Below are 22,604 nucleotides of genomic sequence, written 5' to 3' on the forward strand. Positions count from 1 at the left end.
AGTGCTTGCCGGTTTTGATCAAGTTTTTTCTTTTTCCCATTTTATCGGCATGAGTCTTTGGGAATTTACCGTAAGTTTCAGAACATCCGGCCTGCTGTAATGCCCCGTGGGATCAAAGTTCTGCCTGGCCTGCCCGACCTTTTCCATATCCAGGTCCGCATAAATAATACATTCCTTGCCTTCTTCCGCGTGGCCCAGGATTTTCCCCTCCGGGCTCACGATAACCGAGCCGCCGGTTCTGTGGAATCCGGGGTTTTTAATCATTTCATCTTTAAAAGGGAAATTATCGGGAATATCCTTATCATAGAGTAATCCACCGGCAGCCAATACATATACTCTGCCTTCCTGGGCCACAAAGCGGGTGATGTCCTTGGTGAGCCTTGGGCTTCCCGGCCAAACAGAGACATGCACCTGTTCCCCTTGCGCATAAAGGGCAGTCCTGGCCAGAGGCATCCAGTTTTCCCAGCAGTTCAACCCGCCTATGCGGATATTTTTGAATTGGTGGACTCTAAGCCCGTTGCCGTCGCCAATCCCCCAGACCAGCCGTTCCTCGTAGGTGGGCATCAGTTTTCTGTGCATGCTTACAAGTCCCTGGTCAGGATCAATTGCCGCCAGGCTGCAATATACAGTGCCTGTTGAGTTGCTCAGCTCCTGCACTCCCAGGTAAATAAAAATACCCAGTTGAGCGGCTTTTTGGGCAATGGCCCTGATCTCTGGGCCATCGGCCCGAACAGCGGATGCCAGGTACATGGCATAGGCTTTTTTCTGCAGGGGGTCATCAAAAACCGCCCCACCGGTGAATTCAACCCAGGCAGGGTAGCCGGATAAAAATGTCTCCCCAAAAACACAGATCTGCGCCTGGTTTTCCGCTGCTTCCTTCATTAGTGAGATGATTTTGGCTGTGGTTGCCTTGGGGTTAAGCCAAACCGGCGCTGCCTGAACCACTGCGGCTTTCATGGGGCACTCCTTTTGGGGACACTGAAAAAAGATGCGAGTGTCTTGCAGTGTATTTTGCAAGCTGTTCGCAGCCAGAGTTTAGTGCATCTGGCTTTATAAAAATACTAAAAAAGGCCCGACAGAAAAATCCTGCAAGGCCTATGGCTGGTCGCGAAGATGATGGGTCAAGGGACCCCCTAACTAAAGTGAGGATTAAAAAGGGAGTCCCGACCCTTTTGTCTGATCAGTCTGTTTTTCTGGCGATATCCATATCCATCCGCACCATGGGAGTCTCTATGGTGCGGCTCACTACTGATGTAAAACCGGCTTCGCGCATGGCTTCCGCTATTTCCCCCTGGTCGAACATGGTGTCTGTCCCGTTCAAGCCATAGATCAGGTTTTCCAGGATAAACATGGACGGACGGGTCCGTTCATGGGTGGCTCCATCGGCAAAGCTTATAAAAACGCCGCCAGGCTTTAAAGCCTTTAAGATTTTTTGCATCATCCGGGGCAGATCGTCGCGCACAAAATTAAGCGTGGCACTGGCCCAGATCAGATCGTAATCCCGGCCCAAGGGATCAGTGGCGTAGTCACCTCCCATTACGGTTAAGCGCTCTTGCATCTCATATTCGGCAATAAACTCTTCCGCCATCTCAATCACTGCGGGCTGGTCAAAAATAACGCCTTTCATGCTTGGATGCTCGGCCAATAAGGCAATGGAAAAAATTCCCGAGCCCCCTCCCAAGTCAAGCATCTTTTGAAAAGAGGAAAAACCCTCTACCTTTGCGACGATGCCTGCAATTCCTCTGGCTATGCCACAACGTTGGTAATTGGCCATGGTGCGGGCGTACTCCACCCAGATCGACTGATCTCCCATATCCGTTTGCACGGGCAGAGGCCCGTCTTTCACCAATCCGGTCATGTCCTTTATGGCCGGGGCAGTGAAATTGTTCATCATTAAAAGCATTTCACCTACATAGGCAGGGCTGTTGCTGGTGAGGGATATTTCGGCCTCGGCAGAGTTTTTATACTGCCCGTTATTTTTTTCAAGCAAGCCCAAAGCGGTGAGTCCATCAAGCGAAAGCCTTGTGTTTGCCTCATGAGAATGAAGCTTTTCTGCTATTTCAGGGGCTGATTTCGCGGTGCGGAGATAATCAAAAATAAAGAGTTCAATACCCGTGAGAAGCACCTGCGCCCGCACCCTGCCGTTGATAATCCTGTATGAAGAATGGTCTCTAAGGTTGATATCCGGGAGCATTTTCATTTTGCTTTCACCACATCCTGCTAGAACCGGTAAGTCAGTCTCAGGCCGAATTCTGCGGGCTCGCTGTAAAGGGTGTAGAAGCCATCGAAATACCCATACGAATTGTATTCTTGGTCAAAGACGTTTTTGCCGTAAAGGTAGATATCGAAGTTCTCCATTTCATAACCGATTTTCGCGTTTACAATTTCAAAGGCCTCCCTTGAATAGGTGTTGGTCTTGTCAAAATACATTTTTCCGTAACCTATCAGGTCCACTCGTGCAAAAATACCGCAGGAAGCCCTGTACTGAGCGCCGAGGTTGTAATTGTAATCAGGCGCATATGGGTTTCTGTTGCCTTGGTAGTCGCCCAGGGCGTCTTTGAATTCGTCAAATTTAATGTCGCAGTAACCAAAGTTGGCGATCAGGGAGAGCCCTTGGAAGAGTTGCGCCCTCATTTCCAGCTCGCCGCCTGTGGCCGAGGCTTTGCCCGCATTGGTCAGGAAGGCTTCATAAGGCGTTACAGATTCATTTACCTGCATGTCTTCTATGTTCATGTAGAAGACAGATGCATTAAGTATGAGCCTTTTGTCTAAGAGCTCGCTCTTCAGACCAATTTCATAGGACCATAGTTTTTCTTCGTCATATTTGGTGTATTGGGGATCAGTTGCATAGGTGTTGAACCCACCTGAACGGTATCCCTTTGAAACGCTGGCATAAGCCATGACATCAGGTGTGAATGAATATTCCAGGGCCAGCTTGGGTGCAAAATCGTCCCAGGAATTGTCGGCCTTTCTTACTAGTATGTGATCCTCGAACTCTTTGTCCTGTTTTTCATAGCGCAATCCCGCGACCAGGGTCAAACGGGTCAGGATTGGGTAACTTGCCTGGCCAAAAAAGGCCATTGAGTCCCCATCAAAATCACGGTCGTTTGTCGAAACCATGGAGGGAATAACCGAGTTCAGAGTGGTGTTTACGTCATTGTGGTGATTGTCGTAATAAAGTCCCACCAGCCATTTCAGCCTGTCGCCGGATGAATTAAGGCGTAGCTCCTGAGAGTAGCTGGTGTATTCATTGGTCTTTGTGGTGTGCATAAACTTTACGGGATTAAAGTCATAATCCCATCTGCCTTCATCGTTGTACACCCTTCTAGTGGTAATGGAGGTAAGCTTGAGCGAATTGCCGAAATCATAGGATATATTAAGTGCATTGGAAACAGACTTTGAGGTGTTCTTTCCCGGATAATCAGAGGCCACTTTTCCGTCTATTGGTGCGGGTAGACCATAGGCAGCCGCGCCAGCTGCCCCCAAGCCCATAACATTGGCGCCTTCGTCGTACTTCAACGCGGATGAGATCAAAGAGATATCTAAGGCATCCACCGGCACCCAGCGAAGGTGGAGCTTTCCATACCAATGTTTTTTGTCATTGGCTGGCTCATCAAGGAAGGTGTTGTCAATAAAACCTTCCTTTTCATAGAATTTTCCGGATACACCAAAGAAAAGCCTGTCTTTTTTTATGGGGCCGCTGAGGTTAAGGGTCAACTGCCTTTTTTGGTCGGTCCCCAATTCCGCGGAAGCTTTGCCCTGAAAATCATTTCCAGGCTTTTTGGTTATGATATTAATGACCCCGGTTTCGGTGTTTCTTCCGTACAAGGTTCCCTGAGGCCCCCTAAGCACCTCCACCCTTTCAATGTCTAGCAATCCGTCTTCAAGGCCAATGGGCGACAAAATGGGTATACCGTCTACAAACAAGCCGTTGGATACAGTGAGGGATTCCACAAAGGCATGTATGCCGCGCATGGAAGGGGAGTTTGTCCCGCTAACGCCGTTTGCGAAAATCATCAGGTTGGGAACAAAATTGGCCAAATCAAGGACCGATTCCACTCCCATGTCTTCAATATCTTTTTCCCCAAACACAGACACGCTCATAGGTACTTCTTGGGCCAGTTCCTCGGTTTTTTGAGCTGTGATTGTTACCGATTGTAGTCGATGTTGTTTGTTGTTTGGTTTTGCATTCTTTTTGCCTTGGGCTGCTGAGAGGGCTATGTTTGCAAAAAGCAAAAGAACTGCCATCGCCAACACCATCAGCGGTTTAAGTGAATATTTCATTTAATCATCCCCTTCTAGTAAAATCTTTTCCGGTTCCGCATATCGCCATAAGGAGCAATGCGCGAAAACAAAAAAAATATGATTACGGGGAGTCAATACATCACATGGCTGGTATTGATGCTGGCAATTGGCTCTGTTTTTTTGGCACTATCGTCTGTTAATGGTGCAAAGACACTTTTTTGCATTGACTGGGTGGAAGGCCGAAGTGCTTTTTAAAGGCCTTGGTAAAGTAGCTGGAGCTGGAATATCCCACTTTATAGGCTACTTCGGTAATATTCATTTCACCTTCAGCCAAGTAATGCATGGCGGCTTCCAAACGATGGCTGCGTAGGTAATCAAAAGGCGTGACCCCATGGACCATGCGAAAACAATGGTGAAGCTTACTGCGGCACATGCCCACAGATTTGGCCAGTTCATTGAGGTCGGGCGTTTTTTCCAGATCATCGGCCAAAAGTAGTGCGGCATGCCGGACCCGTTCAACATCGTTGGGTTTGGGAGAGGGAGAGCCCACTCGGCGGTTGTCCTGGTGCACGACCTGCTCCATTACATAGGCCATCAGCTCCAGAGTTTTACTCTCCAAAAAAAGATTGCGGGTCATCCCCTGAAAGGGACATCTCAGCACCTGTTGAATGACGTTATGCATTTGGGGTGAAATTAGACCATCATAGCGGCTCAGAGTTTGGTGGTTACCCTGAAATTTAATAGGCAGTGAGTCGCCGTTTTCCCCTATAAAGGTGCTCAGCTGCTCGTGTTCCAGCATGATGCCCAGTCTCAGCACCCGTTCAGGAAAAACAACTTCCGAAAAAGAATCATTATCCGGGGAATAATGAAGTGAACTCTGTCCCGGTTGAGCGGTTAGGGCGTCTTTGATGCTGGAGAGATGCGCCTCAATAAGGCCCGAAAGGCAGAACTCCACCCCCAGCGAATTAAACGGGGGCGCGTATTCCAGAACAGTGGTTTTTCGCAGCCTGTAATCCATGACAACCAATTGCATGCCGCAATTCAGGCTGAACAGCTTAATGCTTCCATTACCCATCTCTTGTGGAACCTTAATCTGGTGGGCACCCAGGTTTGGCTCCCACTTAAAAGGAGGAAGTTGCATTTTTATGGCTTGCCTTTTGGTAAATGTTTTTTTGTATCCGCTCTTTGTAAGAGGCAAGAGCACTTTGCTCTTAGGGCCGGAACACCACCGGAAAATTAAAAAAGGAAAACGGTTGTTAAAATAATTCTAATTGTTAGGCTTGTCAAACAATATATAGAAACATTGAATATTGATGAAAAGATAATGCTATTGAGTAAATCGTACTTTTACTGATTCAGGTTTTGAACTTGGCTGAAGGTTTAGGCGCCTTGGCTTGTTTTAGGCTGTTAATTCAATCGGGTGGTTTGAAAAGTCGTAAGAACAGGGTCTTGAAAAAGGGGTTCGCACAAACCTCACCTAAAATGGCCTGACAGGAAATCCCATCAGGCCCTGGTTTACAATGTTTAAATATTGGGTCAGGCTTTATTGCGATACCATTGCACAGTCATTTCAAGGCCTTTATCCAAATCAGTCTCTGCCTGCCATCCCAGGGCCTTTTGGGCCAGGGAGCATTCCAATAAAGACCGTTTGAGATCTCCCTTGCGGGCAGGGCCGAACTGTTCGACCGGCTTGACACCGCAGGCCTTGCCCACGGCCCGCAAAAGATCCAGGGTGTGGGTGGCTACTTCGGTGCCCAGGTTCACGGTCTGACCCTGACCCTTTTCCAAAGCGAGCAGATTGGCCCGGGCTGCATCACCCACATAGAGGTAATCCCTGACCATACCCTTGGGTTGCTCTTCAAAGCGATATACAGTGCAGTCTTTTTTTGCCAAAAGGGCTTCGGTGAAGATGGCCACAACTCCGGCTTCGGCATGGGGGGCCTGACGGGGGCCGTAGATATTGGCATAACGCAGGACCACATACTCCATGCCATAGTTATCCCGGAAAAAGGGTAAATAGGTCTCGCCGAGCATTTTGTGAACCGCATAGGGAGATTCGGGCTTGGGCCAGGTCTCCTCTTTAATCGGCAGGACCTCCTGTTCGCCATAAATCGCCCCGCCGGAAGAGATGAAAATAAACCTGCCAACCCCGGCCTTGGCTGAGGACTGCATCAGGTTCAAGGTGCCCTGGCCGTTTACTTCAAGATCCTGCACCGGATCTTGCACAGAAGCCGGTACAGAGACCTGGGCGGCATGGTGGTTGACCACATCGAATTTTTCCAGGGCCATGAATTTTTCCAGGGACCGATCCCTTATATCCATTTCGATAAATCGGCATCCCGGATTAAGGTTTTCCAGTTTTCCGGTATACAGATTATCCAGCACCACCACGTCATGCCCGGCAGCCAGATAGGCGTCTGTCACATGACTGGCAATAAACCCGGCTCCTCCGGTCACCAATATCTTCATTTGCTTCCTCAACATTAAGAATCTAAAGGTATTGCGTAATTATTCAGGAGGCGGTCCCCCTTGGAATTATTCTTGTTTACTTGAGAATAATCTGCATTGCCACCCCCATTCTATTCTACGCCTTGGTGTCGGCATACCAAAAACCAGGCTCTCGTGTATCTAAGATAGCGCCATTAAAACCATGGGAAAAAGTTGTCAGAGCCTGGATTGCTGTGGCATTATGGCCGGGTTCACGCAGACTACTCCCTTAAACGTCCTGATCAAGGAGGCTGTGATGCGCATTCTGGCCCTGAACGGAAGCCCCACCATGAAAAGGGGCATGACCAATATTCTCCTTGATTTTTTCCTCAAGGGTGCAGAAGACCAAGGCGCTCTGGTGGAAAAGGTGTTTTTGCAGAAAAAAAAGATAGCTCCCTGCCTGGGGTGTTATTCCTGCTGGGTGAAAACAAAAGGGGTTTGCGTGCATAAAGACGATGCACCCGATCTTTTGCGGAAAATGCGCAAGGCGGATTACCTCATCCTGGCCACTCCGGTTTATCTTGACGGCATGACCGCCCAGATGAAGGCCTTTATGGATCGCAGCATTCCTCTTTTTAAACCACAGTTTGAAATAAAAAACGGCCACTGCCGACATCAAAGGCGTTACGAAAAAATGCCGGAGGTGGTGCTCTTGAGTGTCGCCGGTTTTCAGGAAATGGATAATTTCCAGGGCCTGGTCAAGCATGTGGAGCTTATTTGCCGGAATTGGCAGACAAGATTTGTGGGCGGCCTGTTGCGCCCCACCAGTTATCTGCTTTCCATGGAAGAACTGTTCCCCAAGACAGTTGGCATTATTAAAGGAGCGGCCCAAAGGGCGGGGCAGGATCTGGTTAGGAAGGGTTCATTTGATAAAGAGGATCTGGACGCGGTGGCAATGAACCAATTTAGCGCCGAACAGCTTGTGCGTCAGACCAACAAGTATTGGGAGCGCTGTATAGAGGCCGGACGCTGGCCCCTGTAGACTATTTTTTGCCTTATCCCTAAATAAGTTAAATCTCCCGTCCCTTTTACAGCTCAAAAGGGCAGGCGCTGTTGTGCACTTACCTCCAGCCTTTTCTTACGCTGTTCATATTTCGCAAAAATAGTCAAGCATCCCCAAAAAGGCGGAGCTATAGTTGGGATCAGGTTATTAACTCATCAGGGGTATAGCACATGAGGGATGCGACTAAAAGAGACTATGCCGCAAGGATGTTGCGGGTTCTCATCCATATCCAGGAAAATTTGGAAGAAGATCCGGACCTGGATGAGCTGGCCCGGGTCGCCTGTTTTTCCCCTTTTCATTTCCACCGGATTTTCAAGGGCATGGTGGGAGAAACCGTGAGGCAGCATGTGCGGCGTCTGCGCCTGGAAAGGGCTGCATTTTATTTAAGGCGCACACCTGATTTTTCCGTAACTGAAATAGCCTTTCAGGCGGGCTATGAAACCCTGGAGTCATTCAGCCGCGCTTTTTATGGAATGTTCAAGATAACACCTTCCCGTTGGCGCGCCTGGCGGGGCGCGATTTTTCCCAGATATATCCCAGCCGAACTTTATTACAACCCGCTGGGTCATTTAACGGGTTTTGAACCTATTTTATATAAGGGAGATGAAATGGATGCCAAAATCATGAAGATACCGGCCAGACGGGTTGCTTTTGTAAGGCATGTGGGGCCTTACCATAAATGCCAGCCTGCCTGGGAAAAACTCTGCAAATGGGCCGAATCCAAAGGTTTCCTGACCCCGGAAACCTTGTTTATCGGTCTTAGTCACGATGATCCCGAGATAACCCCTATTGAAAAATTGCGCTATGACGCCTGCATAACCGTGGGACTGGAAATTGCGCCCGAAGAAGAGATAGGAGTGCAGGAAATACCGGAAGGAGACTATGCGCTATATCTGCAGACCGGTCCCCTGGAGTTGATTCCCGAGGGATTCGGCAGGTTGGTCGGCAAATGGCTGCCAACCCAGGGCAGGGAGATCAAGCCCGGGCCTTGCGTTGAGGTTTATCTTGATGATCCCGACCAGGTGCCGCCCAAGGACCTGCGTATTGAATTGCAGGTTCCCCTGGAGCCTAAATAGGGTTTAAAATTATTGTATAGGATCGGGCAGGTGGCTGTCCGATCCTATAATTCGTCTGTTACAAGGTCCTTATTGATAAAATACTTTAGATTTTCTTCAGGGGCAGGAGGCGCTTATGTCGCCTGACACTAAGGAACTGGTTGCCAAGGCTTTGGATTTGGGAGCCTTTGCCGCGGGGGTGGTCTCTGTTGAGGATATGCTTGAGACTTCGTCTTCACAATATGTAAGGGAAAAGGCCCTGGCCGATCTGGATTTAGGCAGTGTGGGGCCTGATAAAAAGGCTGCTCCCCATTGGCGGAATAAAGCTCTGTCTCTTTTAATCCTGGCTGTGGCTCATCCCAAAGACGAGCCACAGCTGGATTATTGGGAAGAGGGTGTCAGAGGGGGCACCAGGGGTAATAAGATATTGATCACCATTAATCAAAAGCTCGGTCAGTGGCTTATGGGGTTTGGTATTAATTCCTTTGATGTTCCTTATTATCCGGAAAAGGGCGGCCTTTACCTTAAGGACGCAGCCGTTTTGGCTGGTTTGGGGGTGATTGGTTTAAACAATCTGCTTCTGATCCCCGGCCTGGGAGCGGCTCACCGTTTGCGCGCCTTGGCTTTGAAATCTGAATTCGTCACGAGCCCTGCCACTGATTACAATCCCTGTCCCGGTTGTCCTGCCCCCTGCCTCAAAGCCTGTCCTGAAAAGGCCTTTACCCGGAAGGCAGGAGACAGCTCACACAGTGGACCCCAAAGCGGATACAAAAGAGAGCTGTGCCATTTACAAATGCAAAAGAACATTAAAAAAAACAGTGGTAAAGGCAAGGCCATAAGGTTTTGCCGCAGATGTGAAGAGGCCTGCCCGGAGGCAAAGGTGTAGGGTTGAGAGGGGACCACGCTTTATTGACGCAGGAATACGACGTCTTTTGATTCCTTGAATCCGGGTGCTCCGATGGGAATCATGAGATCCACCCGATCGTCCCAAAAACGGGCGCTCATGAGATCCTGGACCACATAAAGCCCCCTTTGGGGCACAACTGCCAGGTCTCCCCATTTCAGGTTCAGGCGTTTTTTGAGAAAACGGCTCACGGCCATGGTCCGGCCGGGCCGGGAAGGGGCTCCGCTGGCTGTAACCCAGGGGGTTTCGTCGCATTGTTCCTTAACAGGGTGATAAGCAGTGATCGTCACCTTGGCAAAAGCGCTCGAGTCTCTTAAAAGAGCCAGTTTTTTACCAACCTGGTTAAGCTTGCCGGAAACATACCTTATGCTGTTGGTCAATCTTGCCTGGTTGAGGCGTAACATCTCTATCTGGTCACCAGCCGGTGAAGCAAAAAATATGGCTGCCACTGTCAGGGCCGCTGGGAAAAACCTGCGGCTCAAACTGGGCGGTATTGTCTCTGCCTTGCCTGTCATCTGGTCACCTCGCCGTTATAAACTACGGCTGACCCAAGCCGTCGAAAGCTGGCTTTAGTTAAAACCCGCCCTTGCTTTTCGGCGGCTTATGTCCCCCCCTTAGCCAGCACACCCGGTTTAACTTCTCAAGGATTGTGGCTAAGGAGAAGACCCGGGCATCTTTTCATATTGTAACCCAATACCGGGAAAATAAGTCTGCCAAGCGTTAGAAGCCCGACAAGATTGATCGGGTCTCGGGGCCATGTTAAAACTGATAGCCATTTTCGTGCCAGGCAAGTCAAGGTTTCGCCTGTGCGGGATTAGTTTCTTCAATTCAGTAGGTTTGAGTTTTAAAAAGGTTACACTTTCTTGCTTTTGAATTCAGACTTTGCCCAGTGTATTAGATAACTTAAAATTTTAGTTGGAGTTTGTCGGCTTAAATTGTATCCTTGCGTCTCAAAAGTTCATTTTCCGTAAGGAAAAGGCAAGGTTCTGCTTGAGCTTATTAAGACTTAATGAATATTTCCTAAATATCGTCAGAATAATGATATTTAAAGTGTAAATCTTGCTTGCTTGGCTGTGCAGAAAAGGGCAATCATTAACTAAGGGGGATAACAAGAAAAAGTTAATTCCAAGCCAAGGAGCAGCATGCGTGCAGGTTAAAGACCGTATGACCAAGAACCCCATTAGCGTTTCGTCCTTGGTATCTGTTGATCAGGCATTGGGGATAATGCGTAAAAACGTGATCAGGCATTTGCCAGTGCTGGAAGAGGGCGAACTAAAGGGGATGGTCACAGACGTGCAGCTGAGCACCGCCTGGTTTCCTTCTCTGCTTGATGACCTGGTGGTGGCTGATGTGATGACCGCAAATCCACTGGTTATTGACGCTGAAGATTCAGTGTATGAGGCGGCGCGTTTACTTTATCATCATAAAATGACCGGTCTGCTGGTGACTCAGGGAAATCGCCTGGTGGGAATACTGACACTCGCCGATATACTACAATTGTTTGTGGATCTTTTGGGGCTTTTTGAGGATAGTGTCAGGCTGGATCTGTCTTTTGATCCCCAGAACGTTTCTTGGGAAGATGTTCATCATCTGCTGGTCGAGGTTGGGGTGGAAGTGATCAGTGTGGCCCTTGTATCAAGCGAGCAGGGGAAGAGAGTATACTCCGTGCGCTTGCCTGATACTGATTTGCAACCTGTAAAACAGGCGCTAAGGCGAATCGGAATTTCCATATTAAAATAAGAGGATTGCATTGTCGTTGACCAGGGAAGCGGATCAGGAACTTAAAGCTAAATGGCAAAAACTGATAACAGGCTTAAAAGCCAGGCAAAGGGTTTTGGTCTCCTTTTCCGGGGGGGCTGATTCTTCAGTATTGCTCGCCGCAGCCAAAGAGGCGCTCGGAAAAAACGCCCAGGCCCTGATTTTCAGCGGGGCCTTCACCCCCCAATGGGAGATGGATGACGCCCGCAAGGTGGCTGATGAACTGGGCGTAAAGCTTTGGGAGGTGGACGCCCAAGAACTCGGCGACCCTGATATTCAAGCCAATCCCAATGACAGGTGTTATTTTTGCAAACGCCTGCGTTTAAAATATCTTTTGAATTTTGCACGAGAAAAAGACCTGGGTGTGGTCTTGGAAGGCAGTCAGGCCGATGATGCCTTTGAAAGGCGGCCGGGGAAAAAGGCCTTGGACGAGCTGGGCGGGGTAACCCCCTTGGCTGATGCGGGTATTGGCAAGGAAGATATCCGTATTCTGGGGAGATCCCTGGGCCTGGCCACGGCTGATGCGCCTTCCGGGGCCTGCCTGGCTTCCAGGGTGCCTGCAGGCACCCCCTTAAACCCTGAGCTGCTTAAGCGCATCGCCGAGGCTGAGCACGGGCTCAGGAAGATTTTGGGATACGGTCAGATACGGGTCAGGGATCATTTTCCCATTGCCCGGCTGGAGTTTAATCCAGATATAATGGCACGGGTTATGCAAAAAGGCATACGTCAAGAGGTTGTTACGGCTGTTCTGGAAGCAGGCTATTCATATGCCTGCCTGGACCTGAAAGGTTACCGAAACGGCGGAGCGGATACGAAGTGATAAACCCTTAAAGGGTGATTTTGGGAAAGGGGAGAGAGATGAGACTGTTTGGAAAGAAGATGCTGACGGCGGGCTTGGCCTTATGCCTGGGCATGGCCTGGGCGACAGGGGCCGGCGCTGCCGAGAATCCTTTTTTACTTAAGAAGATTCCTTTTAAGAGCGCGATCATTGATTATAAAATGAGTGGCTCCAGTAACGGCGCTGCCAAGCTTTACTTAAAGGGTGATCTCAGAGCCAAGCATACGGACGCGGTTACCAAGGTCTTTGGCATGACCAACAAGGAAAAAAAGATCGATATCACCAAGACCAAGACCGTCATCCATGTGGATTTGATCAAAAAAGAGGCGACCGAGACGGGCAACCCCATGTATTACATGGCCCAGGAATACGATAAGTTGAACCCTGCCGAGCAGAAAACCGTTCGTAAAAATGCGGAGCATATGGGGGCAAGCATTGCTTCCGGTCTAACCGGAGGCGGCAAACCGGAGGTTAAAAAGGGCACTTATAAAGGCAAGCCTGTTGATATCGTGACGGTTATGGGCTTCACCAGCTACAGCTGGACCAAGGCGGCCATACCGCTTAAGGTTACAGGCTCCATCATGGGGGTTTCTATCAACGAAGAGGCCACAAACATCAAGACCAACGTCTCAATGCCCGGCAATGCCTTTAAAGTCCCCGGCGGCATTAAGGTTCGCTTTGACAAACAGGCCGACCAAAAGATGCGCGAAATGGCGCGTAACTGGATCGACATGCTGAAAGACCCTGAATTCGGCAAAAACGGCCAGGCCGGAGCAGCAGGTGGGCTGGGCGCACTGTTCAATCCCTCCGCCGCTAAAAACCGGGATCCTGAATCCCAGTCTGAGGCCGAGACTTCCGACCAAGGTGGCGATGACGCCGACGAGACCCTTAAGCAGGGCATGAAGATGCTCAAAGGAATCTTCGGCTCTTCCGATTAATGATGCAAAACGGCCTGTCAACCTGCCTTGAGTTGACAGGCCGTTTGAACCTACCCGCCATCTTTCTTTCAAGTAAAAGAATTGCCAGCCAAAATCAGGTTGTTTACAATTACAGTAAGGCTCTGTTCAAAAGCGTTTTTGGTTTTCCGAAGACCGCCTGAGATCAAGAGGCCTTGCATTTTTTGTTTGCAAGCAAAGGAGCTGGTTCCATGACTTCACTGCAGGAAGGAATCTATCTGGAGGAAAAAAAAGGCCGCATAGGCACGGGCCACACCTCTTCCAATGTCACTTACAAAAATTATTACGCAGTGAGGCTTTCCGGAGAAATGGCCGAACTCTTTCTGCTGGATGATCAACTCTCCCTTACAGGATTAAAAGAGAAGGCCAATCAGCAGTCGGTATTGCAGCGCATGACCTTCAAGCCTGAACATCAGGTTCATTTTGAGTCTTTAAGGGCGGCTATGGGACCAGGAGCCAATCCTTCGCCTGTTCCCCAGAAAAGGGACGCAGCCAAAGTGCCTCAAACCAAACCCCAGGCAGGGCTGCCTCAGACCAAACCGGAAGCAGCCGCTCCTCAGGTTAAACAGCCTGCCAAGGCCCCGGCCAAACAAAGCCGGCAAGACCCCTGGTGGGAGGCCACCAGCAAAGGGGCAAAAGACTTGCTGAAAAAATAGTCGCAATACCCGTTTGCCCAATTTGTTCGCGGCCAATCGACCAGTCGGGAAAAAAGGGGCGGACCAGGTAAAAACCTGGTCTGCTTTTATTTGCTGATAAAATACTCTTGGGCTTTGTCAACTGATTAGAATCACACGCCTTATGAAAAGTCTACAATTCGACGGACCCTCTCCCCCGGGGTCCCCAAAATCTCCGATTTTAGGGGTGTTCATTCGGGGTCCCCAAAATCTCCGATTTTAGGGGTGTTCATTCGGGGTCCCCAAAATCTCCGATTTTAGGGGCGCCACTCCTTTTTTATTCTCTTTTCATGGATGTATCCGTTAAATCCATATTTATGAATCGGTTTAAAATTAGATGGAGCTGATTTTGCTGTAAGGTTTGGTATGTATATGTTAAATAGAATCCACTAAGGGAAACTGCATTTCAATCCCTGGTTACGGGCGCTCTATCCTGTCTAAATATTTTTAAAAAAACAGGTACTTAAAGATGCGGGGAAAAAGCTGTAAAACCAGATTTATATTCCGTGAATCGAGCCGCAAGGGCTTGCAGGGTTATCTCCGACCTTTGTAGAATGCTCCTTAGAATAAACTGCCTCAGAACATGTCAGAGAAAGAGTCCTTGGCAAGACCAGGGAACCTGTTTCCCGGCATCGTTTTAAGACAGCTTTTCTTTTGTGGAAGACATGGCCCCATACGGGCCGTTATTGCTTGCACCCTAATGAGATCATCCGGTTATGAAAAACAAAGCCAAGCTTATTTTCATTATGATCCTGGCCCTGTTGGTGGCAGCGGTCCTTGTACGGGTCTATTACAGTCATAAAGAGGGGGGCAGAGGCGCACGTAGAGACGGGTCCACCCAGGCTGCCCCGGTGAAGGCGGCCTTGATAAAAAGAGGGGACATGGAGTTTAGGCGCACCTTTAGCGGAACCTTGGAGGCATCGGCCGAGTTTGTGCTGGCTCCCAAGGTAAGCGGCAGGGTGGAAAGGCTCTTTGTTGACCTGGCTGACAGTGTCAAGCGGGGCCAGACTGTGGCTGAGCTAGACGATGATGAATACATACAGGCTGTCAAGCAGGCCAAAGCCGACCTCTCCGTGGCCCGGGCAAATTTATCCAAGGCAACCAAGGCGCTGGAGATAGCCAATCGGGAGTTCGAAAGGGTAAGCACCTTACGCAAAAGGGGGGTTTCTTCTGATTCACAGCTCGACGAGGCCAAGGCAAACCAGTTGGCCAACCAGGCGGCCTTTGAGGTGGCCAAGGCCCAGCTCATTCGGGCCGAGGCAACCCTGGAGACCACCAGAATCAAACTGAGCTATACCAAAGTTACGGCGGATTGGTATGGAGGTGACAGGCAAAGGGTGGTTGCCGAGCGCTTTGTGGACGAGGGCCAGACTGTGGCCGCCAATTCCCCGCTTTTGTCGATCGTTGAGTTAAGCCCCATAAGCGGGGTTATTTTCGTGGCGGAAAAGGATTATGCCAATTTAAGGACGGGTCAGAAAGTGTTTTTGAAAACAGACGCTTATCCCGGACTTGAGTTTACCGGCCAGATAGACCGTATTGCTCCGGTATTTAAGGAAACCTCCCGCCAGGCCAGGGTGGAGCTTGTTATCCCCAACCTTAAAAGGCGCTTGAAACCGGGGATGTTCATAAGGGCCACCGTGGTCTTACGGAAAATAACCGATGCCGTGATGGTTCCGGCGCTTGCCGTAACCAAACGGAGCGGTGAAAGCGGTGTGTTTTTGGTTGATGAAAAAAACTTGAAAGCCGTTTGGAGGCCGGTGAAAACCGGCATACACCAGGATGGCCAGGTTCAGGTTCTGGATGATGATCTCTCGGGCAGGGTAGTCACCCTGGGCCAGCAGCTCTTGGCTGACGGTTCCAAAATTACCATGCCGGAGGACCAAAAAAATCATTCAACCCAAAACGTCAAGAGGTAATGACAGTGAACCTACCCCGCGCCAGTGTTCGGCGCCCTGTTTTTACCACCATGGTTACCCTTATGGTTGTGATCATAGGCGCCTTTTCCCTGAGCAGACTCCAGATCGATCTTTTGCCCAACATCGAGCTGCCCACCCTGACCATCCAGACCAATTATGAAGGGGCCAGCCCCGAGGTTATGGAGCGGCTGGTCACCCAGATTTTAGAAGAGATCGTGGCCACCGTTCCGGGGGTGGAGGAGATCGGCTCCCAGTCTTCGGAAGGCAAAAGCAGGATCACGGTCAGCTTTTCCTGGGGCACGGATATAGATACGGCTGCCATGGATGTGCGTTCCGTGCTGGAAGACGAGATCAATGAACTGCCCGATGACATTGTCAGGCCGCGCATAAGAAAATTCGACATAAACAGCTTTCCTATTGTGATTTTGGGAATCTCCAGCAAACTGGACCCGATTGAACTGACTGAAATAATCGAAAATCAGCTCAGGTTCAGGTTTTCCCGGGTTCCGGGTGTGGCCCAGGTTGATGTTTGGGGAGGGTTTAACCGTGAGGTGAGGGTTCAGCTTGATCCGGACCGCATCAAGGCCCTGGGGCTTCCCTTGTCCCAGATTTTGGCGGCCATTGAAAACGCCAATCTGGACCTGCCCACCGGTGAGATTGAACAGGGCCGCTACGAGGTAACCTTAAGGGCGCCGGCCGAATACACCAGCCTGGATCAGATCAGGCAGACCGTGGTTGCCAAAAGCGCAGGCGCCGCGGTCACCTTGAGCCAGGTGGCCCAGGTCGATGACACTTATGAAAAATTGAACCGCATCATACGGGTCAACGGAGTTCCGGGGGTCAGGGTTGCCATTCGCAAGCAGGCCGAGGCAAATACAGTCGAGGTGTCACGCCACATACTGGAGGAGATTAAACGGGTCAACACGGAATTTCCCCAGGTAAAGGTTGTTCCGGTGAGCAACCAGGGCAACTTCATAGAACGCTCCATCTCCAATGTGGCCCGGTCCGTGCTCTATGGCGGTGGATTGGCTGTATTGGTTCTACTTTTGTTTTTGAGAGATCTTCGCTCCACCCTGGTGATTTCTCTGGCCATGCCGATCTCCATCATTGCCACCTTTGCCCTGATCTATTTTGGCGGGTTCACCTTGAACCTCATGTCCCTGGGAGGCCTGGCCCTGGGGGTGGGCATGATGGTGGACAGTTCGGTGGTGGTTTTGGAAAACACCTTCAGGCGCTGCCAGGAAGAGGGCGAGGCCCCTGAGGAGGCGGCGGCCACCGGCACCACCGAGGTGGGAATGGCTATCATAGCCAGCACCCTGACCACTCTGGTGATTTTTCTGCCCCTGGTTTTTGTGCGCGGAGTGACCGGGGTTTTGTTTTCTGAACTGGCCTATGTGATTATTTTTTCTCTGATCTGTTCCCTTATGGTTTCCTTCAGCCTGGTGCCGATGCTTGCCTCCAAACTGCTCAAGGCGCCGGGGGAATGCCTGCCCGCCAGATCCGGGCTGAACGCCCGGATCATGAAATGGGCTGAAAACGCCTTTAACCGGATGGATAGCGGATATCGGGATTTTTTGCAAAAAGCCCTCACCCATCCCTGGTACACGGTTTTCGCGGCAGCCGCCTGTCTGGGGCTTAGCCTGCTGTTGCTGCCCTATATTGACACTGAGTTCATGCCTCCGAGTGATGAGGGCGAGGTAAGGGTCGTAGGCGAAATGGAGGTTGGCAGCCGTCTGGATCTGGTGGACCGGCAGTCCAGGATCATGGAAAAGATCATATACCCGGCCGTGCCGGAACTTGAATCCAGTGTGGTAAGCGTAGGCCCAGGCTGGCGGCGCGCAGTCGCCTCCAGTCAGAGCCAGATAAACCTTTCCCTTAAACCTTTGGCCGAGCGTGAGCGCTCCAATACTGAGATCGCGGCGGATTTGCGTCGCCGCCTGGGCGGCAAGGTGGCGGGCATGACCATCCGCACCAGGGCTCCACAGGGCCAGTTTCTGCTTGAGCGGCTCTTGGGTGGGGACGAAGGCCTGCAATTGGAGGTCAGGGGATATGATTTAGACATCCTGGAGGCCCTGGCCAACCAGGTGGCCAAACTCCTGACCAAGGTTCCCGGAGTTACCGATGTAACTGTCAGCCAGCAGCCGGGCAAACCCCAGGAAAAGATCATAGTGGAGCGGGACAAGGTGGCTGACATGGGCCTTAGCGTGCGGGATGTGACCCAGGCCCTTGAGATTGCCGTGGCCGGGGCCAAGGCCGGTGAATACCGCACCGGTGGCAACTCCTACCGCATATTGGTGCAGCTCAAGGATGTGGAAAAGCGCCCTCTGGAAGAAATCCTGGGGCTCACTCTCACCACCAGGACCGGCGACCAGGTTTCCTTGAACAATTTAGTTCACACGGACCAGGGCAGGGGGCCGGTTCTGATAGAGCGCAAGGACCAGCAGCGCATAGCCTTTGTGGAGGCCAATGTGGCCGGTCGGCCCATGGGTGCTGTGGCCGGCGATGTGGAAGAGCTGCTTAACACCATTCCCCGGCCGGTGGGGTATGAACTGGCTGTTACGGGCAATCTTGAGGAACAGAACAAGGCCTTTAACGAATTGATCGTATCTTTGATCCTGGCCCTGGTGCTGGTTTACATGGTGTTGGCCTGCCAGTATGAGTCTCTGCGCGACCCCCTGGTGGTCATGTTCTCCGTGCCCCTGGCTGCGGTGGGGGTTTTGGTTATTTTATTCCTGACCAAGACCACCCTGAATTTGCAATCATATATAGGCTGCATCATGCTGGGTGGTATTGTGGTTAATAACGCCATCCTTTTGGTTGACCAGGCAGGCCAACTGAAAAGGCGGGGCATGGCTGTGGTGGAGGCAGTGGCCGAGGCCGGGCGTCGTCGTTTGCGCCCCATTTTAATGACCACCCTGACCACGATTCTGGCGCTTTTGCCCCTTGCCTTTGGCGTGGGCGAGGGGGCCGATGCCCAGGCCCCCCTGGCCAGGGCAGTGGTAGGCGGCTTGACCGGTTCAACCCTTATAACCCTGGTCTTGATCCCGGCGGTTTATTGCCTGTTTCATCCAGATTCAAAAAAGCCCCGGAGTTGAAATTGCGTTTACTGATTTCCATATATCGTTTTTTACCGGTTTTACTGTTGTTTTTAGGTCTTGCCGGGTGCCTTAAGCCCGGCGGCTGGCCTGTGGACCAGGCTGAATATGATAAGCGCTTTCCCCAAGATGACTATCTGAGCTTACAGGTCCCGGCCGAGTTGAAGCCCGAGCAAGCCCAGGCTCCATCTTTTAAGGTGAATGAAAAAGGGCAGACTTTGCTTTCCTTGGAACAGGCGGCCTATGCAGCCTTGAGAGGAAACCAAGAGCTTACGGTCCGGCAGTTCGCGCCTGTGCAAGCCGGAGCCTTTGAAAAGATAGAACGGGGTGTTTTTTCGCCTGAACTTTTTGCGGATTTTTCCTATGGCCTGGAAAAGGCCGATAAATTCAAAACCTCATCCAGAACCTGGAAAAACGAAGAAACCACGGAAACCCTGGCTACAGCCGGGGTGCGCAGGCGTTTTGCAAGCGGCACAAATGTGGAGATAAGCGCGGAAGGGGATAGGACCTCCTCCAGCCTGGACCCGGATGAGAGCGAGGCCCGGTTGGGCTTGAGCATTACCCAGTCTTTGTTAAGGGGCCTGGGGCCGGTGGTGAACCTGGTGGCTGTGCGTCAGGCCGAACTTAAGACCAGGGCCAGTCTGTATGAATTAAGGGGCTTTACCGAAGCCACCCTGGCCCAGGCTGAGATCGCCTATTGGGAGTTTGTGCAGGCCGAAAGGGAAATAGCCATTTTCAAGCGCTCCCTGGAAGTGGCCCAGCAGCAGCTTTTGGAGATCGAGCAGAGGATAGAGGTGGGCATGCTGCCCCAGGTGGAGGCTGCCGCGGCCAGGGCGGAAGTGGCCAGACGCGAACAGGCCACCATTGAGGCGGAGAGCAACCTGGAAGACAGAAGGCTGAGGCTTTTGCGCATTATCAACCCCGGCGGCGGCCTGGGGCTTAAACTCGTCAGCACCAGCCGGCCGGACCTCACCCCAAGGTCGATAAAAGATATCAAGGCCCGAGCAGCCCTGGCCCGCAAGTCCAGGCCGGATCTGAATGAAGCCAGGCTTAGGCTAAAGGAAAACCGCCTGCAGACCATAGCAACCAAAAACGGCCTCCTGCCGAGGCTTGATCTGTTTGTCAGCCTGGGCAAGACAGGATATGCCCAGTCTTTATCCAATTCGTTTTCAGACTTGGACGGCTCCAATTATGATGCCGTGGCCGGGGTGAAGCTCAGTCATTACCTGGATAACCTTTCGGCCGAGGGTCGTCACACCGCTGCCCTGGCCTCGGCCAGGCAGGCCCGGGCGGCTCTTGACAACCTTAATCAACAGGTGGAGCTGGATGTGAGGCTGGCCCTGAACCAGGTTGAAAGGGCCAGGCGCCAGATCTTTGCCACCCGTCTGACCAGGGAGCTACAGGAAAAAACGGTTTTTGCGGAGATAGAACGCTTTGACGTGGGCAAGAGCACCTCGCTTTTGGTGGCCCAGGCCCAGCGGGATCTTTTGGCCAGCCAGATAAACGAAGTTCAGGCCATTGTTTATTATCGTATTGGTTTGGTGAGGCTTTATCTGGCAGAGGGCAGCCTGTTGCAAAGACGCGGCGTTTCCGTGGCCGCTAAACCGTCGCTTTGGTAGGTGAGGTTCTCTAAATCAGGCCGCCGATGGGATTCCACAAATACTCCTCCAGGTCAACATTGCCCTTTAAATCAAGGTAAATCCCTTCCGCCTCAAGCAGGGCCTTTTGGCGTTCGTAACCCTGGTCTTTCAAGGCTATGCGGCCCTGTTTGTTGATGACCCTGTGCCAGGGCAGGCCCCTTTTGCGGGAAGATGAATGGAGCACTCTCGCCACTTGCCTGGCAGCACGGGGATTGCCGGCCCTTTCCGCTATTCCGCCATAGGTCGCCACCTTGCCCGGCGGGATTTCCCTGATGATATCGATCACCCGTTCCGTAAAGGTTTTTTGCTGCATTGCCTGAGTATTCATGCCTCAAGTGGTTATCAGCCGCGGTTCACCCGCAGCTTCTTTTTCACATAGCTGTCCTGTTTTCTAGTTTGGGTGGGCAAAACTTCACCTGTGTCCTGTTCAGTACCAGGTAAATAAGGCTTTTTATCGGGGCGCCAATCGGCTCAAAGGAGTCGGGCCTTTTTACAGGCCGGCAAACAGGCTCCTGTTTTCAAAACCGTCAGACAGCGGGATTGGTATGCACTATTTTCTGACAAATCTTCAGGCCTTCGGCGGCATCCCTGGCCCAGAGGGATACGCCCACATATTCAGCCAGGCGTGCGTCCAGGCAGGTGCCGCCCACCACAATCCGATTTTTCGCAAAAGGGAACTCGTCAGCCAAGACTTTCACCGCGTCCTTTAAATATTCCACACTGGTGGTGAGCACGCAGCTTATGCATATGGCGTCCGGTTTCAGTTCCCTGGCCTTTTGCAAAAAATTCACGACCGGTACATCCACTCCCAGATCTATGACCTCAAAGCCGTTGCAGTTAAGCAAAAGGGCGAAAAGGTTCTTGCCAAGGTCATGGATGTCGCCCTCTATGGTGCCTATAAGGACGCGTCCTTTGTTGTTCGGATGCCCGGGCTTTAAATAGGGGCGTAATATCTCCGTGGCCGACCGCATTATCTCTCCCGCCATTATCAATGCGGCTATGAAATAGACTCCTGTTTCAAACTTGGTTCCGACGCGCCGCATACCTTCCATGAAGCAAGCCAGGAGATCCCTATGGTCAACTCCTTCGGCCAGCATACTTTTCAGCTCGGCCAGGCTTTCCTCTTCCTTTAGCTGCACGATCAGGTCAAGCAGTCGCTTCAGCCGCAAGTCCAAGGCGCCTTGTTCTGTACGATCAGTCATCCCAGATACCAACCTTGCTAATTAATGGCATTTTTTCATGGCTTATCAAGAACCAGCCAAAAGCGGTGGGCTGATCATCAAAATTATAAAATAAATGATCCAGTTTAAATACCGGCTCTCCCTGCTTCAGCTCCAAAAGCCGGGCCTCGCGCGGCTCCAAAAGAGTGGGAGTAAGACGCAAGGATCCGCGTTTGAAATTGGAATATCCTTCTTGAAAAATGAGCCCGGTCAATACCACCGTATCCAACATGGCCTCCACTGTGGGCGATGTGGGATCAAAGGTGGTAAAGGAAACGTGCAGGGTGAAAGGCTCGTTTTGGTGTGAGATGATCCTCTCCACCATGATAACCGAATCTTTGGCCTGTAACCCCAGAACTTCTTTTTCCGGGCCGGCCCCCTTTTTCACCTCAGCCTTTACAATGCGCACTTGAAGATTATCCTGATCACCAAACACACGGGCAAAGGACTCCAGGTCAAAATTGCTGGTGCCTACGTCCACCTTGCGCACATATGTGCCGCTGCCCTGCACCCTGCGCACCAGGTTGTTTTCTTCCAGGACACTCACTGCCTGGCGGGCGGTCATGGCGCTGACTCCGTATGCCTTGGCCAGGGTTGCCTCTGCCGGCAGGCGAGAACCCGGGGGGTATTCGCCCCTTGAAATGCCTGACCTTAAAAAATCGGCCAATTGAGCGTAGGCCGGCATGGGCGAGGCTTTGTCAATGGCCTCTTTGACCTCCAGCAGGGGGCGTCTCGGGCCTTTGTCCGGATTTTGCCGTTTCTTTATGTTTGCCTTCAAGTTGGACACTCTGCACAAACCTCATGAATATCAGT

The 22,604-nt window shown here is 51.3% G+C and carries 19 protein-coding genes; 10 read left to right on the top strand and 9 right to left on the bottom strand.

Annotated elements, in window-relative coordinates; translation table 11 throughout:
• Positions 1-18: 18 nt before the first annotated feature.
• The 5 genes from X474_RS12560 to X474_RS12580 all read right to left on the bottom strand — a co-directional run bounded on the left by X474_RS12560 (position 19) and on the right by X474_RS12580 (position 6,714).
• Positions 19-957 (bottom strand): carbon-nitrogen hydrolase family protein, encoded by a 939-nt coding sequence (locus X474_RS12560; RefSeq protein ID WP_044349345.1) that lies wholly within the window; start codon positions 955-957, stop codon positions 19-21.
• Positions 958-1,180: 223 nt separating this feature from the next.
• Positions 1,181-2,200 (bottom strand): class I SAM-dependent methyltransferase, encoded by a 1,020-nt coding sequence (locus X474_RS12565; RefSeq protein WP_044349347.1) that lies wholly within the window; start codon positions 2,198-2,200, stop codon positions 1,181-1,183.
• 20 nt (positions 2,201-2,220) lie between these two features.
• On the bottom strand, positions 2,221-4,104 hold the full coding sequence (locus X474_RS12570) for a TonB-dependent receptor (RefSeq protein ID WP_197282083.1): 1,884 nt from the start codon (positions 4,102-4,104) through the stop codon (positions 2,221-2,223).
• Between the two features lie 337 nt (positions 4,105-4,441).
• Entirely contained in the window at positions 4,442-5,320 is an 879-nt protein-coding gene (locus X474_RS12575; protein WP_197282084.1) for a helix-turn-helix domain-containing protein, read from the bottom strand.
• 461 nt (positions 5,321-5,781) lie between these two features.
• Positions 5,782-6,714 (bottom strand): NAD-dependent epimerase/dehydratase family protein, encoded by a 933-nt coding sequence (locus X474_RS12580; protein ID WP_044349351.1) that lies wholly within the window; start codon positions 6,712-6,714, stop codon positions 5,782-5,784.
• A gap of 181 nt (positions 6,715-6,895) precedes the next feature.
• Here X474_RS12580 and X474_RS12585 point away from each other — a divergent pair, with 181 nt between their 5' ends.
• From X474_RS12585 to X474_RS12595, 3 genes are all read left to right on the top strand, one after another.
• Entirely contained in the window at positions 6,896-7,714 is an 819-nt protein-coding gene (locus X474_RS12585) for a flavodoxin family protein (RefSeq protein ID WP_082464339.1), read from the top strand.
• Between the two features lie 191 nt (positions 7,715-7,905).
• Positions 7,906-8,811, top strand: a complete 906-nt coding sequence (locus X474_RS12590) for an AraC family transcriptional regulator (RefSeq protein ID WP_044349353.1) — start codon at positions 7,906-7,908, stop codon at positions 8,809-8,811.
• A gap of 115 nt (positions 8,812-8,926) precedes the next feature.
• Complete coding sequence (locus X474_RS12595; protein WP_052515163.1) at positions 8,927-9,676, top strand: hypothetical protein; 750 nt, start codon at positions 8,927-8,929, stop codon at positions 9,674-9,676.
• 20 nt (positions 9,677-9,696) lie between these two features.
• Here the strand turns inward: X474_RS12595 and X474_RS12600 are convergent, their stop codons facing one another.
• The gene (locus X474_RS12600) at positions 9,697-10,209 is read right to left on the bottom strand and encodes an RlpA-like double-psi beta-barrel domain-containing protein (protein WP_044349354.1); all 513 of its coding nucleotides are present in this window, start codon (positions 10,207-10,209) and stop codon (positions 9,697-9,699) included.
• A 631-nt stretch (positions 10,210-10,840) separates the two neighbouring features.
• Between X474_RS12600 and X474_RS12605 the strand changes: the two genes are divergently transcribed.
• The 7 genes from X474_RS12605 (at position 10,841) to X474_RS12635 (ending at position 20,550) form a co-directional block, all read left to right on the top strand.
• A complete protein-coding gene (locus tag X474_RS12605) occupies positions 10,841-11,434 on the top strand; it encodes a CBS domain-containing protein (RefSeq protein ID WP_044349356.1) in 594 nt (197 codons plus the stop codon).
• 10 nt (positions 11,435-11,444) lie between these two features.
• A complete protein-coding gene (larE, locus tag X474_RS12610; RefSeq protein WP_197282085.1) occupies positions 11,445-12,272 on the top strand; it encodes an ATP-dependent sacrificial sulfur transferase LarE in 828 nt (275 codons plus the stop codon).
• A gap of 38 nt (positions 12,273-12,310) precedes the next feature.
• Positions 12,311-13,228 carry a hypothetical protein gene (locus X474_RS12615; RefSeq protein WP_044349358.1) on the top strand — a complete coding sequence of 306 codons (918 nt, stop codon included), beginning with the start codon at positions 12,311-12,313 and terminating at the stop codon, positions 13,226-13,228.
• Between the two features lie 209 nt (positions 13,229-13,437).
• A complete protein-coding gene (locus tag X474_RS12620; RefSeq protein ID WP_044349360.1) occupies positions 13,438-13,902 on the top strand; it encodes a hypothetical protein in 465 nt (154 codons plus the stop codon).
• Between the two features lie 734 nt (positions 13,903-14,636).
• Positions 14,637-15,836, top strand: coding sequence for an efflux RND transporter periplasmic adaptor subunit (locus X474_RS12625; protein WP_044349362.1), 1,200 nt, complete (start codon positions 14,637-14,639; stop codon positions 15,834-15,836).
• Between the two features lie 5 nt (positions 15,837-15,841).
• Positions 15,842-18,931: an efflux RND transporter permease subunit gene (locus tag X474_RS12630; RefSeq protein WP_044349500.1), complete on the top strand. Its 3,090-nt coding sequence runs from the start codon at positions 15,842-15,844 to the stop codon at positions 18,929-18,931.
• 2 nt (positions 18,932-18,933) lie between these two features.
• Positions 18,934-20,550, top strand: a complete 1,617-nt coding sequence (locus X474_RS12635) for a TolC family protein (protein ID WP_044349364.1) — start codon at positions 18,934-18,936, stop codon at positions 20,548-20,550.
• 10 nt (positions 20,551-20,560) lie between these two features.
• On the opposite strand, the gene X474_RS12640 is transcribed toward X474_RS12635, so the two are convergent.
• From X474_RS12640 to X474_RS12650, 3 genes are all read right to left on the bottom strand, one after another.
• A complete protein-coding gene (locus X474_RS12640) occupies positions 20,561-20,899 on the bottom strand; it encodes an MGMT family protein (RefSeq protein ID WP_231688326.1) in 339 nt (112 codons plus the stop codon).
• A gap of 199 nt (positions 20,900-21,098) precedes the next feature.
• On the bottom strand, positions 21,099-21,773 hold the full coding sequence (locus X474_RS12645) for a cobalamin B12-binding domain-containing protein (RefSeq protein WP_044349367.1): 675 nt from the start codon (positions 21,771-21,773) through the stop codon (positions 21,099-21,101).
• Positions 21,766-22,578, bottom strand: coding sequence for a GntR family transcriptional regulator (locus X474_RS12650; protein ID WP_231688327.1), 813 nt, complete (start codon positions 22,576-22,578; stop codon positions 21,766-21,768). Before X474_RS12650 ends, X474_RS12645 begins: the two co-directional genes overlap by 8 nt.
• Positions 22,579-22,604: the final 26 nt, after the last annotated feature.

The organism is Dethiosulfatarculus sandiegensis (assembly GCF_000931935.2).
Classification (GTDB): Bacteria; Desulfobacterota; Desulfarculia; order Desulfarculales; family Desulfarculaceae; genus Dethiosulfatarculus; species Dethiosulfatarculus sandiegensis.